Origin of the sequence: Pseudomonas sp. BP01 (assembly GCF_022760795.1) — a bacterium.
Taxonomy (GTDB): domain Bacteria; phylum Pseudomonadota; class Gammaproteobacteria; order Pseudomonadales; family Pseudomonadaceae; genus Aquipseudomonas; species Aquipseudomonas putida_Q.
Window position 1 is genome coordinate 1 of sequence record NZ_JAFBKA010000039.1, and the last position, 16,327, is coordinate 16,327.

11 protein-coding genes are annotated in these 16,327 nt (G+C 66.1%); 4 read left to right on the top strand and 7 right to left on the bottom strand.

Translation table 11 applies throughout. The features are described from left to right. Nucleotides 1–354: 354 nt before the first annotated feature. Complete coding sequence (locus tag JOY50_RS25225) at nucleotides 355–2,163, top strand: ABC transporter ATP-binding protein/permease (protein WP_132845833.1); 1,809 nt, start codon at nucleotides 355–357, stop codon at nucleotides 2,161–2,163. A 46-nt stretch (nucleotides 2,164–2,209) separates the two neighbouring features. Here the strand turns inward: JOY50_RS25225 and JOY50_RS25230 are convergent, their stop codons facing one another. The 7 genes from JOY50_RS25230 to JOY50_RS29135 form a co-directional block, all read right to left on the bottom strand. Further along, complete coding sequence (locus JOY50_RS25230; RefSeq protein ID WP_138736912.1) at nucleotides 2,210–3,406, bottom strand: MFS transporter; 1,197 nt, start codon at nucleotides 3,404–3,406, stop codon at nucleotides 2,210–2,212. Between the two features lie 75 nt (nucleotides 3,407–3,481). After that, entirely contained in the window at nucleotides 3,482–5,122 is a 1,641-nt protein-coding gene (gene prpR / locus JOY50_RS25235) for a propionate catabolism operon regulatory protein PrpR (RefSeq protein ID WP_132845838.1), read from the bottom strand. Between the two features lie 30 nt (nucleotides 5,123–5,152). Beyond that, nucleotides 5,153–5,926 (bottom strand): SDR family NAD(P)-dependent oxidoreductase, encoded by a 774-nt coding sequence (locus JOY50_RS25240; protein WP_132845840.1) that lies wholly within the window; start codon nucleotides 5,924–5,926, stop codon nucleotides 5,153–5,155. A gap of 15 nt (nucleotides 5,927–5,941) precedes the next feature. Then, a complete protein-coding gene (locus JOY50_RS25245) occupies nucleotides 5,942–7,126 on the bottom strand; it encodes an acetyl-CoA C-acyltransferase (protein ID WP_028613422.1) in 1,185 nt (394 codons plus the stop codon). 34 nt (nucleotides 7,127–7,160) lie between these two features. Beyond that, on the bottom strand, nucleotides 7,161–9,263 hold the full coding sequence (locus JOY50_RS25250; RefSeq protein ID WP_138736909.1) for a 3-hydroxyacyl-CoA dehydrogenase NAD-binding domain-containing protein: 2,103 nt from the start codon (nucleotides 9,261–9,263) through the stop codon (nucleotides 7,161–7,163). Nucleotides 9,264–9,350: 87 nt separating this feature from the next. After that, the gene (locus JOY50_RS25255) at nucleotides 9,351–11,138 is read right to left on the bottom strand and encodes an acyl-CoA dehydrogenase C-terminal domain-containing protein (RefSeq protein WP_138736908.1); all 1,788 of its coding nucleotides are present in this window, start codon (nucleotides 11,136–11,138) and stop codon (nucleotides 9,351–9,353) included. Nucleotides 11,139–11,249: 111 nt separating this feature from the next. Continuing rightward, nucleotides 11,250–13,907, bottom strand: coding sequence for a LuxR C-terminal-related transcriptional regulator (locus JOY50_RS29135; RefSeq protein ID WP_310738234.1), 2,658 nt, complete (start codon nucleotides 13,905–13,907; stop codon nucleotides 11,250–11,252). Nucleotides 13,908–14,182: 275 nt separating this feature from the next. Here JOY50_RS29135 and JOY50_RS25270 point away from each other — a divergent pair, with 275 nt between their 5' ends. The 3 genes from JOY50_RS25270 to JOY50_RS25280 are packed head-to-tail and all read left to right on the top strand — an operon-like array spanning nucleotide 14,183 to nucleotide 16,303. Further along, nucleotides 14,183–15,232, top strand: coding sequence for a phosphotransferase family protein (locus tag JOY50_RS25270; RefSeq protein WP_132845849.1), 1,050 nt, complete (start codon nucleotides 14,183–14,185; stop codon nucleotides 15,230–15,232). Then, a complete protein-coding gene (locus tag JOY50_RS25275; protein WP_132845851.1) occupies nucleotides 15,229–15,591 on the top strand; it encodes a DUF6285 domain-containing protein in 363 nt (120 codons plus the stop codon). Before JOY50_RS25270 ends, JOY50_RS25275 begins: the two co-directional genes overlap by 4 nt. Beyond that, complete coding sequence (locus tag JOY50_RS25280; RefSeq protein WP_138736906.1) at nucleotides 15,584–16,303, top strand: histidine phosphatase family protein; 720 nt, start codon at nucleotides 15,584–15,586, stop codon at nucleotides 16,301–16,303. Before JOY50_RS25275 ends, JOY50_RS25280 begins: the two co-directional genes overlap by 8 nt. Nucleotides 16,304–16,327: the final 24 nt, after the last annotated feature.

The following is a 16,327-nucleotide window of genomic DNA, read 5'->3' on the forward strand; positions in this document are numbered from 1 at the left end:
GATGCATCGCCGATGGTAGTGTGGGGTTTCCCCATGTGAGAGTAGGTCATCGTCAAGATTCATTTCGCAAAACCCCTATCTGCGCATGCAGGTAGGGGTTTTGTCTTTGTGGGCGAAAAATCCGGCCAGCTTGAATCCCTGTGGGAGCGGGCTTGCCCCGCGAACACGGGCGAAGCCCGTGCCATCCACCGCACTGCCTGTTTCGCGGGCACGCCCGCTCCCACAGTGATCGCGCCGGTCTTTCTACTGGGAAGCAGGCCGCCTCACCGCCAATCATGAAATGTCTGTCATACACGTCTGGTAAACCCCGAGGCAATGCTACGCTCGCGGAAATACTCAGCACGGATACCCACCATGGACATGAACTGGCACCAGGCCCTGCAAGAGAGCCTGAGCTGGCTGGCAATCGCCTCGTTCATCACGCTTGTTTGCTTTACCGCTGCCGCGACGCTAGCTGTACGTTGCACGCGCTGGGGCAACCAGTTCTGGCAACTTGCCGGGCCCTATTTCAGTTTCAGGCGCAGTTGGCGGCCACTGTTGGTGTTTGCACTGCTGCTGGTGTTAACGCTGTTCTCGGTCCGCCTGAACGTGCTGTTCTCATTTTGGTACAACGGCTTCTACAGCGCCTTGCAGGGCCTTGATCAGGCCGCTTTCTGGTACATGCTCGGGGTCTTTGCCGTATTGGCCACTATCCATGTGCTGCGCTCGCTGTTCACCTTCTATGTCACCCAGGCATTCAGCATCCACTGGCGGGTCTGGCTGACCAAGCGCCTGACCCACGACTGGATGCACGGCGATGCCTACTACCGGGGTCAGTTTCTCGCCGAGCCGGTGGACAACCCTGACCAGCGTATCGAGCTGGATGCCAATGCATTTGTCACCAACTCGGTAACCCTGGCCCTGGGCGCGGTCAGTGCGCTGGTGTCGCTGGTGGCGTTCACCGGGATCCTCTGGGCGCTGTCGGCACCGCTGGCGGTTGCCGGGGTGGAAGTCCCCCGGGCAATGGTGTTCGCCGTTTACCTGTATGTCATCGTCGCCACCTGGATTGCCTTCCGCCTGGGGCGCCCGTTGATCCGCTTGAACTTTCTTAACGAGAAGCTCACCGCCAACTTTCGTTATGCGCTGATGCGCCTGCGCGAGAATGCCGAGAACATTGCCTTCTACCAAGGCGCCTTGGTAGAGCGGGGCACGTTGTTGGGCCGCTTTGGCGCCTTGATCGTCAATGCCTGGGCGCTGGTGTTCCGGAACCTGAAATTCAGCGGTTTCAACCTGGGGGTTAGCCAGATTGCCGTGGTGTTCCCGTTTATCCTCCAGGCCCCACGCTTCTTCAGCGGGGCGATCAAGTTGGGTGACGTGATGCAGACCGCCCAGGCCTTTGGCCAGGTGCAGGATTCGTTGTCGTTCTTCCGCGAATCTTACGACGCGTTCGCTCAATACCGGGCCACCCTCGACCGCCTGACCGGTTTTCTCGATGCCAACGAGCAGGCAAGCGCTTTGCCGCGTGTCACCACCGAGGCTCAGGAACATGCGCTGGAAATCACAGATCTGCAGGTACTGCGCCCGGACGGGCAGCCCCTTGTCACTGATCTTGGCCTGAGCCTGCACGCTGGCCAGGCACTGTTGATCAAAGGCCCGTCGGGCAGTGGCAAAACTACCCTGCTGCGAGCCCTGGCAGGCCTTTGGCCGTACGCTGCAGGTGAGGTCAAGCGCCCGCTAGGCCATCAGGCGTTGTTCTTGTCGCAGCGTCCCTACCTGCCGCTGGGCGACTTGCGGACGGTCATCGCCTACCCGGCAGCCAGCAAGCCCGAGGACGAAGGGCGGATGCGGCAGGCCCTGCGCCAGGTCAATCTGGCTCATCTGGCCGATCGGCTGGAGGTCAGTTGCGACTGGTCGCACATTCTTTCGGTGGGCGAGCAGCAGCGCCTGGCGTTCGCCCGGGTGCTGTTCAACCGGCCCCAGGTGGTGTTCCTCGACGAGTCCACCTCGGCAATGGACGAAGGGCTAGAGCACGCCCTGTATTCACTGTTGCGCACGGAAATGCCGGGCGCGCTGTTGGTCAGTGTTGGCCATCGCAGCACGCTGGCGGCGTTCCACACTCACCGGTTGGAGGTAGATGGGCATGGGGGCTGGTCGTTGCTCAAGCAGGAACCGGCGTTGGCCTAGTCGGGATTGAAGGGCTAATCGCCGCCCAGACCCGCTCCAGGCGCGCTCAACGCAGCAGCATCACCCCCACCAGGGTGGTGCTCGCAAGCCCTGCACCGACCAGGAAAGTTGCCTGGAACCCCGCACCATCCCACAGCAACCCTGCCACCACACTGGCCACCAGCAGTGCCACCCCGGTCAGCAGGTTGAACAGGCCAAAGCCGGTACCGCGCAGGTTGGCGGGGGCGCTGTCGGCGATCATGGCAGCAAAAATACCCTGGCTGAAGCCCAGGTGCAGGCCCCAGGCGGCAACCCCCATGGCCAGCCCGGCCCAACCAGGCAGGAGGGCCAGCAGCAGGTCGGCGCAGATCAGCAACCCCAGCCCCGCCATCAGCACGCCGCGCCGCCCCAGGCGGTCTGACAGCACCCCGGCAGGGTAGGCAGACACCGAGTAGGCCAGCGCCATCAGCACCAGCACCGCCGGCGCCCACATCGGCGCCAGCCCCATGTCCTGGGCGCGCAGCAGCAGGAAGGCCTCGCTGAAGCGGGCGAGGGTGAACAATGTGGCCAGGCCGATCAGCCGCCAGTATGCCGGGCCCAGGCGTACCCGTTCGTGCAGCGCCAGCAGTGCGCGCACGGGCCGGGTCGTGGCCGGCGTTTCAGGTTCGCGCACGAAGGCGATGAGGATATACACCGCCACGAACGCCGGGATCACCGCCACCCAGAACACCGTCTGGAAGTGGCTCGCGGTCAGCCACATCAGCACGATCGCCAGCAATGGCCCGAGGAGAGCGCCAACCGTATCCAGCGCCTGACGCAGCCCGAAGGCGGCGCCACGCAACTCGGGGGGCGTGACATCCGCCACCAGCGCGTCGCGCGGCGCTCCACGAATGCCTTTGCCGACCCGGTCGACGAACCGTGCTGCGGTCAGCCACACCAGCCCCGAAGCCATGGGGAAGACCGGCTTGGTCAGCGCGCCCAGGCCATAGCCGAGCACCGTTAGCAGCTTGCGTTTGCCCAGGCGGTCGCTGAGGGCACCGGAAAACACTTTGGTGATCGAGGCAGTTGCCTCGGCGATACCTTCGATAACGCCCACCGCCACCACCGAAGTCCCGAGCACGGTGACCATGTACAGCGGCAGCAGGGCGTGGATCATCTCCGAGGAAATGTCCATGAACATCGACACAAAACCCAGCGCCCAGACACTGCGCGGGATCTTTGGCAGCGTTCGGGTGGCGGAGCTGCTTTCTTCATTGCTGCGCATCTGGGGTCTCGTCAGCGTTGCCACGTTGAAACTGTAGGAGCCCACACGCAGGATGCAAACCGCAACCAGCAGCGCTCAGGCCAGCCTGCGCACCCGTCGCCAGACGGTACTGCGGCTGACCCCCAGGCGCCGTGCGGCCTCGTGCATGTCGCCATCGCAGCAGTCCAGCACCTGGCGCGCATGGGCCGTTTCGGCTGCTTTGCCCAGGCTGCGCAGGTTGTCAGTGGCGGCAGGGGGCAGGTTCACCGCTGCAGCCACGCCGGCCTCGAAGAGCTCCGGGAACAGCGTGGCCAGATCGACCTCGTCACCGTGGCCCAGCGTACCCAGGCACAAGGCCACTCGCTCTGCGATGTTCTCCAGTTCTCGAATGTTGCCCGGCCAAGGGTGACGCAGCATCAGTGGCAGAAGCTTCTGTATCTGCTCGTCGCTTGAAGGCGGCAAGCGACCGGCACGGCAGTGACGCGCAAGCAGGGCATTGAACAGCGGCAAGATGTCTGCAATCCGTTCGCGTAGCGGCGGTACGGCCAGCCGCAGGATGTTCAGGCGGTAATACAGGTCCTGGCGAAAGCGCTGGTCGGCGATGCGCGCAGGCAGGTCGCAATGGGTGGCCGCAATCACCCGGATGTCTACGGGCGTCGGCTCGCAGGCGCCCAGGCGCAGCACCTCGCGCTCTTGCAACACACGCAGCAGGCGGGTCTGCAGCGCCACCGGCATGTCGCCTATCTCGTCGAGGAACAAAGTGCCGGTGTGCGCCAGCTCTATCAGCCCGGGCTTGCCACCTTTACGCGAGCCGGTGAAGGCACCGTCCTCGTAGCCGAACAGTTCACTTTCAAGCAGCGACTCTGGCAGCGCCGCGCAGTTGATCGCCACAAATGGCCCCTCTTGGCGCGGGCTGGCGTGGTGCATGCTTTGCGCCAGCAGTTCCTTGCCGGTACCACTTTCGCCGGTGATCAGCACCGTGGCGTCGGCCTGTGCGTAGCGCTGGGCCAGGCCCAGCATGGCCCGAAATGCCGGCGTGTCACCGAGCAGTTGCTCGAAGCGATGGCGCGCCTTGAAGGGGCGCGCATCGGGCTGTTCACGGTTGCGCCGTGGCAGGCGGCGTGTGGGTGCCTCATCAGCTTTGGTACCCAGGGTCACCAGGCTGTCGAATGTATGGCGCAGGCTTTCGGCATCCAGCGCCAGCACGCCTTGGGCACCCGCAGCGTCGGCCAACTGGCATACCGTTGGCGAGCCGATGATGACCTCGAAGCCATCCGCGACCAAGCGTTCGACCTGATCCCTGGCCTGCTCGAGGCTGGAGTAGGTGTGCTCGCGAATGTGCACTGTGAACAGCGCCTGCATCGCTGCCAGTTCCGGGTACGGCTGGCCGAAGTTGAGAATACCCACCCGGCTGGCACGGTCGCGGGCCTGCACCAGGGCACGGATCAGGTCGAACTCGCCCAGGTGCAAGGTCCGCACCGGGGTGTTCAGGTGCTGTCTCAGGTAATCGGCGGCAGCCCCGGAACACAGGATGACATCTGTCTGCTGGCGGCTTTCCAGCTCGCGCGCCAGTGGCAGCAGGTCGGCCAAGGTGGTTTCGATCACCTCTATACGGGCCTGTTGCCGGTAGTCGGCGCTTACCTGCTCGATCAGCTGCGCCATGCGGCTTGGGCCGGCGGGGTGATGCAGGTGGGTAACCAGCGCGACCACGCGGGGCAGATAAGCGGTAACGGCCATACAGGCTCCTTGTTTACGACAATCGGCGCATTACAGAGGGTTTACCAGGTGCCCGCCATCCACGGCCACGATGCTGCCGGTCATGAATGCACCGGCATCACTGGCCAGCAACAATAAGGGGCCGTCCAGTTCGTGCAGTTGGCCCAGGCGGCGCATCGGCACCTGGCCCGTGATGTAGCCTTGGCCGGCCTCGCTGTCGAAGTAGTCTTCGTTCATCTCGGTCTTGAAGTAGCCTGGGGCAATGGCATTGACGCGGATCCGGTAGCGGGCCAGCTCCAGTGCCATGGCCTTGGTCAGCTGGACCACGGCGGCCTTGGCCGTGCAGTAGTGGCTCAGGCCGCTGCCGACACGCAGGCCGAGGATCGAGGCGATGTTGACGATGCTGCCTGGCTGCCCGGCCTTGACCAGGCGCTGGGCTGCGCACTGGGCAACATGGAACACACCGTCGAGGTTGGTCGAGAGCATGCGCTGCCAGTCCTGTTCGCTCAGCTCCAGAAAGCGCCCGGGGTCGCCGATACCGGCATTGTTGATGACCACGTCGACCACGCCAAAGCGCCCCTCTGCCTGTTCGAAGGCCTGTTCGACGCTGTCGCGGCGGGTCACGTCCAGTGCCACGGCAAGTGCTTCACCGCTGTTGGCCTGCAGTGCTTCGGCCAGCGCCTGCAGGCGCTCGACCCGGCGTGCCGCCAGCACCACACGGGCACCGGCTGCCTGGACGAGGCGCGCAAAATGCGCGCCCAGACCGCTAGAAGCACCAGTCACCAGTACGGTCTTGCCGGCCAGGGAAAATGTGTTTGCAAGCATGGTGTAGGTCCTTGGTCAAAGTACTTCGAACAGGCCGGCGGCACCCATGCCACCGCCCACGCACATGGTCACCACCACGTAGCGCACCCCGCGCCGCTTGCCTTCAAGCAAGGCATGCCCGACCATCCGCGCGCCGCTCATGCCATAGGGGTGGCCAATGGCGATAGCGCCGCCGTTAACGTTCAGCCGCGCGGGGTCGATGCCCAGCTTGTCGCGGCAATACAGCACCTGGCAGGCGAAGGCTTCGTTGAGTTCCCACAGGCCGATGTCGTCCACCTTCAGCCCATGCTGCTTGAGCAGGCGCGGCACGGCGTACACCGGGCCAATGCCCATCTCTTCCGGGGCCAGGCCGGCCACCGCGATACCCCGATACAGGCCCAGCGGCTCAAGATTGCGCTGCTCGGCCAGGCGCGCGTCCATCAGTACGCAGGCGCTGGCACCGTCGGACAGCTGGCTGGCATTGCCGGCGGTGATACAGCCGCCTTCGAGCACGGCTTTCAAGCCGGTCAGGTCCTCCAGGCGGGTCTGCGGGCGGTTGCCTTCGTCCTGCGTCAGGGTTACCTCGCGGTAACTGACCTCGCCAGTGTGTTTGTCCCGGATCAACTGCTGCGCCGTCACTGGCACGATCTCGGCCTCGAACAGCCCGTTGCGCTGGGCGGCCGCGGTGCGTAGCTGCGACTGCAGGGCGTACGCATCCTGGGCGTCGCGGCTGATGCCATAGCGCTTGGCCACGTGCTCGGCGGTCTGCAGCATCGGCATGTAGGCGTGCGACACCCGCTGGATCACGTTGCTGTCCTGCTCGTCCAATGCCCACTCCAGGTTGCGCGCCTGTACCGCGCTGATGTTTTCCTGGCCGGCGCCGACGGTCACCTGCATGCCATCGACCATGATCTGCTTGGCGGCGGTAGCGATTGCCATCAGCCCGGAGGCGCACTGGCGGTCCAGGGTCTGGCCGCTGACCGTAACCGGCAGGCCGGCAGCCAGCGCGCTCATGCGGCCCAGGTTCCAGCCAGCGGTGCCAGAGGGCATCGCGGTACCCATCACCAGGTCTTCGATTTCATCACCGGCGATGCCGGCGCTGGCCACTGCCGCCTGGATGGCGTGAGCCGCCAGGCTCGGCGAGCGGGTGTTGTTCAGCGCGCCGCGAAAGGCCTTGCCGATCGGGGTGCGGGCGGTGGAGAGAATGACGGCTTCTTTCATGTTCGGGGTTCCTTGATGACCAGGGGAGAACAGCTCAGAGGCCGGCTGTACGCAACTTCGCGCTGGATGCCAGGCGGCGCAGCAACGGGGCTGGCTGCAGCCACATGCGTCCATAGGCGCCAAGCGCTTCGCGCTGTTGCTCGATGCCCGCCAGCACGTTGTCCAGGCCCAGCTCGCGTGCATAGTGCAGTGGGCCCCCACGCCAGGCCGGGAAGCCGTAGCCGTTGGTCCACACCAGGTCGATGTCGCCGCTGCGCAGGGCAATGCCTTCATCGAGCAACTGCAGGCCCTCGTTGACCAGCATGAACAGGCAGCGGTCGTGGATTTCGGCGTCGCTGATGGTGCGCCGGGGGATGCCCAGGCTGGCCGCCAGTTGCGCCGCGATCTGCTCCACTTCCGGGTCCTCGATGCGTTCGCGGCCTTCGTAGCGGTAGAACCCGCGCCCGGTCTTCTGGCCGTGCCGGCCCAGGCTGTAGAGCTTGTCGGCCAGGCGGAAGTAGCTCGGGTCGTGGGCGATTTCACTGCGCCGTGCCTCGCGCACCAGGTAACCGACATCGATGCCCGCCAGGTCGTACATGGCGAACACGCCCATGGCCAGGCCCAGGCCGGTGAGCACCTTGTCCACCTGGGCTGGCGAGGCGCCTTCAAGCACCAAGCGGTGGGCTTCGCGGGCATAGGGCTCGAGCATGCGGTTGCCGATGAAGCCAAAGCACACGCCCGACACCACGGGCAGCTTGCCGATGCGCTTGGCGACCTGCAGCGTGGTGGCCAGTACGTCGGGCGCCGTCAGCCGGCCGCGCACTACTTCGAGCAGGCGCATGACGTTGGCCGGGCTGAAAAAGTGCAGGCCGACCACGTCCTGCGGTCGGCGGGTGCAGGCGGCGATTCGGTCGACGTCCAGGGTTGAGGTGTTGCTGGCGAGGATGGCGCCCGGCTTGCACACTCGGTCGAGGGTGCGGAACACCTGTTGCTTGATCGACAGGTCCTCGAACACTGCCTCGATTACCAGGTCGGCGTCGGCCAGGTCGGCGTAGTCGAGGGTGCCTTGCAGCAGGCTCATGCGTTGCTCGAGCTGTTCGGCGCTGAGCTTGCCGCGTTTGATGCTGCCTTCGTAGTGCTTGCGGATCTGCGCCAGGCCCCGGTCCAGTGCTTCGGGCTTGAGCTCCAGCAGGCGCACCGGGATACCGGCGTTGATAAAGTTCATGGCGATGCCGGCGCCCATGGTCCCGGCGCCGATCACCGCCACCCGGTCAATGCTGCGCAGCGCCGTGCTGGCGTCGATGCCGGGTACGCGCAGCGCCTCGCGCTCGGCAAAGAACTGGTGGCGCAGGGCGGTGGCCTGTGGGTCTTGCAGGGCTTCGTGGAATAGCGCCTGCTCGCGGGCCAGGCCCTCGGCCAGGGGCATCTCGCAGGCGGCGCGTACCGCGGCGAGCACGCGCAGGGGCGCGTTCTGGCCGGGCTTACGGGCGATCAGTTGTACCTCGCGGCTGGCGAAGAAGTCGCTTTCCAGGCCAGCGGCCAAAGGTGTTGCAGGGGCGCTTGGCAGGGCCGGTTGGGCCAGTTGCTCGCGAACCAAAGTGCAGGCTGCTTCGAGTAAGTCCTGCCCGTTTTCGACCAGGCGATCGATCAGACCCAGGGCAAGGCCCTGGCGGGCATCGATCGGGTCGCCGCTGAGCATCATCTCCAGCGCCGGGGCCACGCCGATAAGGCGCGGCAGGCGCTGGGTGCCGCCAGCACCGGGCAGTAGGCCCAGGCGGACTTCGGGCAGCCCCAGGCGTGCGGTGGCGGTAGCCAGACGATGGCTGCAGGCCAGGGCCAGTTCCAGGCCGCCGCCCAGGGCCACCCCGTCGATGGCGGCAATCAGGGGTTTTTCGATGCGGGTCAAGGCATCGAGGAGTTCGGGCAGTGCCGGCGCCTCCCAGGTGCGTGGGCCGCCGAACTCGCTGATGTCGGCACCGGCACTGAACGGCAGTTGCTGACCGTGCAGGATGATGGCCTGCACTTCGGGGTCAGCAGCGGCCCGGCTGCAGGCCTGCATCAGTGCCTGGCGCAGGTCATGGCCAAGGGCGTTGACCGGCGCGTGGCGCAGGCCGATCAGGGCCAGCTGGTTTTCGCGGCGATAGTCGATGAGTTCCATGGGGTAACCTTTCTGTTAGTGTGCCGTGGGCGCTCCGCCGACCCTGCGGGAGCGCCGCTTGCCGGGGTTTTGACCGGCGCGGTGGTATCAGCGGGCGAATGCTGCCTCGCTGATGTCCATCAGGTTGTCGCTGCCGGTGCGAATCAGTGTTTCATGCAGGTTGGCGCGTGGCAGAAGGCGCTGCAGGTAGAAGCGCGCGGTCTCGCGCTTGCCCTGGTAGAACGCAACCTCGTCGCTGCCGGCGGCCAGTGCCCGTTCGGCCACGCACGCAGCGCGCAGCCAGAGGTAGCCAAGCAGCGTGTAACCGCTGAGCATCAGGTAGTCGTAGGCGCTGGCGCCGATCAGGTTGGCATCGGTTGCGCTGGCGTCACGCAGCCAGGCACTGACTTCGCGCCAGGCAACCACTTGCTTGAGCAGGGCCTGGGCCAGGTGGGCCGGAGCGTTGGTGCTCTGGGTGAAGTCTTCGATTTCACCGAGCAGTTCGGCCAAGGCCTCGCCGCCATCGGCCAGCACCTTGCGGGTCAGCAGGTCGAGGCCCTGAATGGTGTTGGTGCCTTCGTAGATCGCGGTGATGCGCACGTCGCGCGCGATCTGCTCCATGCCCCACTCGCGGATGTAGCCGTGGCCACCGAATACCTGGATACCCAGTTGCGCGGCCTCGTTGCCAGTTTCTGTGAGGAAACCTTTTGCAATCGGCGTGAGCAACGCCAGGCGGCGCGCCGCAGCCTCGCGCACGCCGGCGCTGGCGCCGTGGTGCAGCTGGTCGACGCCCTTGGCGCAGGTGTAGGCAAGCATGCGGCCACCTTCGGCATAAGCCTTTTGGGTCAGCAGCATGCGCCGTACATCCGCATGGCCGATGATCGGGTCGGCTGGCTGGTCACTGCGCAGGCGGGGTGTGGCGCGCATCTGCACGCGGTCGCGGGCGTAGGCCAAGGCACCCTGGAACGACGCTTCGGCGTGGGCCTGGGCCTGCTGGGACACCGCCAGGCGCGACTCGTTGATGTAGGTGAACATGGCGTTCAGGCCACGGTTGGCCTCGCCCAGCAGGTAGCCTGTGGCGCTGTCGAAGTTGAGCACGCAGGTAGCGTTGCCGTGGATGCCCATCTTGTGTTCGATGGAGCCGCAGCTCACACCGTTGGGCGCGCCAAGCTGGCCTTGGGCATCGACCTGGATCTTCGGCACGGCGAACAGCGAAATGCCTTTGACCCCCGCAGGTGCGCCTTCGATGCGCGCCAGCACCAGGTGGATGATGTTCTCGGTCATGTCGTGTTCACCGGCGGAGATGAACATCTTGCTGCCGCTGATGTGGTAGCTGCCGTCGGCCTGGGGCCTGGCGCTGGTGCGCAGCAGGCCAAGGTCCGAACCGCAGTGGGCCTCGGTCAGGCACATGGTGCCGCCCCAGCGGCCGGCGATCATCGGTGGCAGCAAGCGCTGCTGCAGGGCTTCGTCAGCGTGCTCGCTGAGGGTACTGATGGCGCCACCGGCGAGGTTGCCGTACATGCCCCAGGCGTGGTTGGCGCTGCACACCATCTCGTAGTTGACGAAGCCCAGCGACGGCGGCAGGCCCTGGCCACCGAAGGCCGGGTCCTTGTCCAGGCCCAGCCAGCCGTTGTCGGCGAAGCGTTTGTAGGCATCGGCAAAGCCGGGCGGGGTGGTGACCTTGCCGTCCTGCCACTGGCAGCCGTGCTGGTCGCCCACGGCGTTGAGCGGGGCCAGCTGCTGCTCGGCGAATTTGGCGCCTTCTTCGACGATGGCGGCGAAGGTAGCCGCGTCCGGGGCTTCACAGCCAGTCAGTTGTTGGTAGTGGCGGCTCAGGCCGAGCAGCTCCTGGGCAACAAAGGTGATATCGCGCAATGGGGCGGTGTAGCTGGGCATACCGAACTCCTGGCTGGGTGGACTCGGCATGTTGTAACAGGCAGGCCCGGGCGCCGCGTCCACCCCCCGGGTGGAATGGCGGGTGGAATCGCGGCGAGGGCCAGGTGGAGGTCAGCCCAGCAGTTGCAGATCGCGCGCCGAACACAGGGCGCTGTCGCGGTCGGCCACGTCGAGCTTGCGGAACAGGTTGTTGATGTGGGTCTTGACCGTGCTCAGGCTGATGAACATCGCCTCGGCGATCTGCCCGTTGCTCTGCCCGCGGGCCATGCGCTGCAACACTTCCAGCTCACGGCGCGAGAGCGGAACAATCAGAGCGTTTTCTGCGTTTTCCTTGTTTGCCAGCAATGGCCGGAACAGGGCATTCAGGTGCTCGCGCGAGGGCGCTGGGGCTTTCAGGCCCAAGCGGTCGCGCACCTGGGGCAGCAGCAGTTGGCGCAGGGACTCCAGGCAGGCATCACCCTCGTACTGCAACAGTTGCCCGAAGCCGCAGGTGCAGGCCAGTTGCAGCGCTTGTTCGAGGCTGAGCAGGGCATCGTCGCGGGCACCAAGGTCCTGTTGCAGGGCCGCGTCGAGCAGCAGTGCGTCGAGCAGCAGGCGGCGGTTGCCTTGCGCCTGTGCCTGGGCCTGCAAGCTCTGCTGGATCTGCCACGCTTTGTCGCGTTGGCCGAGGTGGCGCTGCACCCAGGCATAGGCGAGCCACTCTTCGGGCAACAGTTGCTCGCCATACTGGCGCCGGCACCAATGCCATTGGTCGAGCCAGTCGGGCAGGTAGTCCTGGTCATTGTCGCGCAAGGCCAGGCGCGCAAGCCAGGCGCCGGCCTGCCGGTAGAGCGTGATCAAACGGTTCTGTCGGGCCAACCGGCGTACCTCTGTCCAGCGTGCCTTGGCCTGGACAGTCTCGCCCAGCGCCCAGTGCAGGCATGCCTGGTAGTGGAACACCCAGGGCAGGGCAGCGCTGTGAGGGAAGCCCAGTGCCAGCACTTCGGCCTGGGCCAGGGCGTGGCGTGCCTGGGCCAGGCGGTTGGCCTGCAACAGTGCCAGGCCTTTGCCAAGGTGGCGGAACAGTTCATAGAAGCGCCCCGAACTGCCGGCGGCAGGCAGGTCGGCCATGCCTTGCACGCGCTCCCAGGCGGCGGCGTTGGCGCCCTGGGCCAGTTCGATCTGCGCCAGCAACAGTTGCAGCAGGTTGGTGTAGCCGCTAAGGCCAAAGCCCTGCAGCTCGCGCAGGGCGCGGCTGCCTTCGGTGTGGGCCTGCTCCAGTTGGCCGAGCGCGGCCAGGCAGTTGGCGCGGTCGAAGTACAGCACCGAGCGCGCCGCGTTGTGCTGGGGAAACTGCTGCAGTGCCCGCGCCGCGAGGGCCAGGGCGTGCCCCAGATTGCCCCCCAGGTAGGCCAGGCGGCTGCGCAGAAACATCACCGTCTGCGGCACCCGCTCGGGGTGCCGCGGCACTGCCTGGCGGCGCTGCAGGGCGTAGAGCTGGCGCAGGCACTGGCAGGCCTGGGCGATATCGTTGGTGACCATCACCGTGGAAGCTTCGGTCATTGCCAAGGTGAAGCTGTCGGTACCGGCGTGCCCGGCGACCTCGTCGAGCACATCGACCAGGGTGTTGACCTTGCCCTCGCGCAGCAGCTCGAAAGCGTGCCGATCGACGATGTTGAGCACGGCGTCCAGGTCGCGGGCGCGGCCGAACTGGTAGATCGCCTCGGTGTAACGGCGCTGGGCCAGCAGCCAGTTGGCAGCCTGGCGATGCAGTTGCCGCAGGCGCTGGGGATCGCGGTGTTCCAGGCGGTGGTAGAGGCTGTTGCGCAGGGCCGGGTGGTAGCGGTATTCGGCGTGACTGCCTTGGGGGACTTCGATGATCAGGTCCAGGCGCTGCAACTGGCGTAGTGCGGCGGGCACATCGGCACTGGCGGCCAGTTCGCTGGCAAGGGCTGCATCGAACACCTGGGCCACGGCGGTGTGTTCGAGAAATGTGCGCAACGGCACGGGCAAGCGCTGCAGGCGTTCTTCTTCGAGAAACTGCCGGGCGTGGGCATAGGCCTGGCGGGTGATCGGGCGCAGGTCAGCGGGCGCCTGGCCGGTGCTGTGCAGCGCCTGACGGTAGGCCTCGAGCCAGAACAGCACACCACTGGGCCAGCCTTCGCTACCGGCGCGCAACTGGTACAGCGCATCGCTGCCCAGGTTGACGTCGCGGGCCCGTGCCAAATGGCGCGTTTCATCACTGTCCAGGGCCAGGTCCCGGGCGCCCAGCACAGTCAGCCGGCCATCGCGGCGCAAGTGGGCCAGCGGCAGCTGGGGCGGGCCTTCGCTGGCGGCGACCAGGCGCAGCGCAGGCGGCGGGTAATGCAGCAGCGTGTCCAGGTACTGCCAGGCAGGCGCGGCGTTGAGCAGGTGCAGGTCGTCGAGCAGCAGCGTCAGCGGCGCCTGGCGGGCCTCCAGGTCGGCCAGGATCAGGCTCCACAGGTGCTCGGCCTGCGGTGTGTCGCGTTGCTGCGCAGGCAGTTGCAGCGCCGCGTGCAGGTGCAGCAGCAGGGCCAGTGGCTGGTTCTCGGCACGGGTCACACGCAGCCATGCCCAGGCTCCCGCCAGGCTGCGGGTTAACTGGCCGAGTAGCGTGCTCTTGCCATAGCCCAGCGGTGCTTGCAGTAGCACGACGCTGCCGTTGTCCAGGGCGTTGACCAGTTGCTCGAGCAGCCGCGCTCGCACCACCCCTTTGGTCGGCTCGGCGGGCGGGCGCAGCTGGTTCGGTTTGAGCGCGGGAAGATGCATGGCTAGCAGGTTCCATCGGTTTGGCCAGACATCCTAGCCGAGCGCACGCCCGGCGCGGGGAAATTCTGCTGGGGGAGGGCAGTGGCTTGCTGTGCAGAATTGAACGGCGGTTTCAGCTGTGCGATGGCGCTGTTCAAGTTTGATTTGAATCGCGTTGAGTACGCGGGGAAATTAGATTCAACTCATTGATTATTAAGAATATTTGTAAATCATAGGAAGCTGGCAACCATCTTGCTTAGAGCCACGGCACTCCTGAACAGTGAGTTGGACCGACCATGCCAAGCAGTCATTTCGCGCAGCAATCCAGTGCTCGCATCGACGTATCAGACGCCCATGAGGTGCTGTCTGCCTATCTACAGGAGCGCCTGCACGGCCAGCCGGTGCGCATCACCCACAGCGAGCGCTTGTCAGGCGGCGCCATCCAGGAGAACTGGCTGCTCAAGGCCCAGGTAGCCGGTGTGCCGCAGCGTTGGGTATTGCGTACCGACGCGGCCTCCGCAGTGGCCGCCAGCATGACCCGCGAGCAGGAGTTCGCCGTGCTCTGCGCCGTTCACCAGGTGGGCGTGAAGGTGCCCGAGCCGTTGTGGCTGTGCCAGTCGCCGCAGGTGATCGGGCGCGATTTCTTCATCATGCAGGCGCTGGCCGGCAACGCCGGCGGCCATCGTTTGACCAGCGCGCAGCATGCGACCCAAGGCAATCCGGCGCTGTGCCGGGCGTTGGGGGCCAACCTTGCGCGCCTGCATCAGCTGCGCCCTCCACAGGCTTCCCTGGGGTTTCTGCCCGCGCCTGTGGCCGATGCGGTGCAGGCCAGCATCGATCAGTACCGTGCATTCCTGGACGCCTTGCCCGGTAGCCACCCGATCATCGAATGGGGCTTGCGCTGGTGCGAGCTGAACAAGCCCGTGCCCATGCCGGCGTGCCTCATTCACCGCGACTACCGCACCGGCAACTACATGGTCGAAGGCAGTGATCTGAGCGGCGTGCTGGACTGGGAATTCGCCGGCTGGGGCGACCCCCGCGAAGACCTGGGCTGGTTCACCGCACGCTGCTGGCGCTTCGCCCGGCCGGACCTGGCGGCGGGCGGCATCGGCCGCCTGGACGACCTGCTCGCCGGCTACCGCAGCGTCTCGCCACTCGACCTGGACAACCAAACGCTGCGTTTCTGGCAGGTCATGGCCCACCTGCGCTGGGCGGTGATCGCCCTGCAGCAGGCCGAACGCCATGCCTCAGGCCAGCAACGCTCGCTGGAACTGGCGTTGACCGGGCGCATGGTCAGCGAGCTCGAACAGGAACTGCTGTTGCTCACCCAAGGAGGCCGCGCATGAACCAGTCCGATGCCCAGGACTTGCTGCTGACGGCGCGTGACGCCGTGCTCAAGCAGTTGTTGCCCGCATTGCCGGCGCACTTGCACTACGAGGCGCGGATGGTGGCCAGCGCTCTGCTGATCGCCAGCCGCGAGGCTGCCCAGGGGGTGGCCTGTGCCGACATCGAACGCCAGGCCATGGCCGGGCTGCTACAAGACCAGGCCTCGCCCGAGCAAGCCCGCAGCGAGCTCGCCCAGCGCATTCGCCAGGGGGCCTACGACCATGCCGGTGAGCCCCGTGCCCGCCTGCTGGCGGCACTGCGTGCCATCAACCGCGCACAACTGAGCATCAGCAACCCCAAGGCACTGAGCCATGACTGAACAGCCTGCCCAGCCCGTGCGCCGCCGTCGTTGCTACCTGGTGCGCCATGGCCATGTTGACTATTTCGATGCCAGCGGCCTGCCCCTCGACCCGCGCAGCGTGCCGTTGTCGCCCAAGGGCGTAGCCCAGGCCCAGGCGCTGGGCCAGGTGCTGGCGCAGACACCCTTCGACCGCGCCGTGTGCTCGGACTACCCGCGCACCCGGCAAACACTCGACCAGCTCCTGGACGGCCGCGTCCAGCTTGTGGAAGAGCACGCGGGGTTTCGCGAAATCCGTGCCGGCCGATTGAGGGAAATCCCCCGCGAATGCCTGCACCGCGAAGTGGCCCAGGCCTACCAGCTCGCCGATCGCCCCGACGCAGCCTTCTTGCGCGGCGAGCCTTGGGCCGCGTTCCAGCAACGCGTGCTGGGCAGCTTCCAGCAGTTGCTGGAATCGCCTGACTGGAGCGCGCTGCTGCTGGTCACCCATGATGCGGTCAACCGCATCCTCCTGGCCTGGGCCTGCGGCGCCGGCCTCGACGCTTTGGCCGCCTTCGAGCAGGACCCGGCCTGCTTGAATATCGTCGATATCGACATGGCCGGCTCGCAGGTGCTGCGTGCCTACATCCGCACCCTCAACTACTCAGCCTACGACCCTGCCAAGGCAACGATCGACCAGACCGTCATGGAGCATGTGCACGCCTCCATCGACCCACGTCGCCTGCTCGCCTGACCCCGATCACCCTGCTAAGGAATA

Bases quoted from the DNA above. Each gene is read 5' to 3' on its own strand.
- JOY50_RS25225 (WP_132845833.1), top strand. From the start codon at position 355: ATGGACATGAACTGGCACCAGGCCCTGCAAGAGAGCCTGAGCTGGCTG.
- JOY50_RS25230 (WP_138736912.1), bottom strand. From the start codon at position 3,406: ATGCGCAGCAATGAAGAAAGCAGCTCCGCCACCCGAACGCTGCCAAAG.
- prpR (WP_132845838.1), bottom strand. From the start codon at position 5,122: ATGGCCGTTACCGCTTATCTGCCCCGCGTGGTCGCGCTGGTTACCCAC.
- JOY50_RS25240 (WP_132845840.1), bottom strand. From the start codon at position 5,926: ATGCTTGCAAACACATTTTCCCTGGCCGGCAAGACCGTACTGGTGACT.
- JOY50_RS25245 (WP_028613422.1), bottom strand. From the start codon at position 7,126: ATGAAAGAAGCCGTCATTCTCTCCACCGCCCGCACCCCGATCGGCAAG.
- JOY50_RS25250 (WP_138736909.1), bottom strand. From the start codon at position 9,263: ATGGAACTCATCGACTATCGCCGCGAAAACCAGCTGGCCCTGATCGGC.
- JOY50_RS25255 (WP_138736908.1), bottom strand. From the start codon at position 11,138: ATGCCCAGCTACACCGCCCCATTGCGCGATATCACCTTTGTTGCCCAG.
- JOY50_RS29135 (WP_310738234.1), bottom strand. From the start codon at position 13,907: ATGCATCTTCCCGCGCTCAAACCGAACCAGCTGCGCCCGCCCGCCGAG.
- JOY50_RS25270 (WP_132845849.1), top strand. From the start codon at position 14,183: ATGCCAAGCAGTCATTTCGCGCAGCAATCCAGTGCTCGCATCGACGTA.
- JOY50_RS25275 (WP_132845851.1), top strand. From the start codon at position 15,229: ATGAACCAGTCCGATGCCCAGGACTTGCTGCTGACGGCGCGTGACGCC.
- JOY50_RS25280 (WP_138736906.1), top strand. From the start codon at position 15,584: ATGACTGAACAGCCTGCCCAGCCCGTGCGCCGCCGTCGTTGCTACCTG.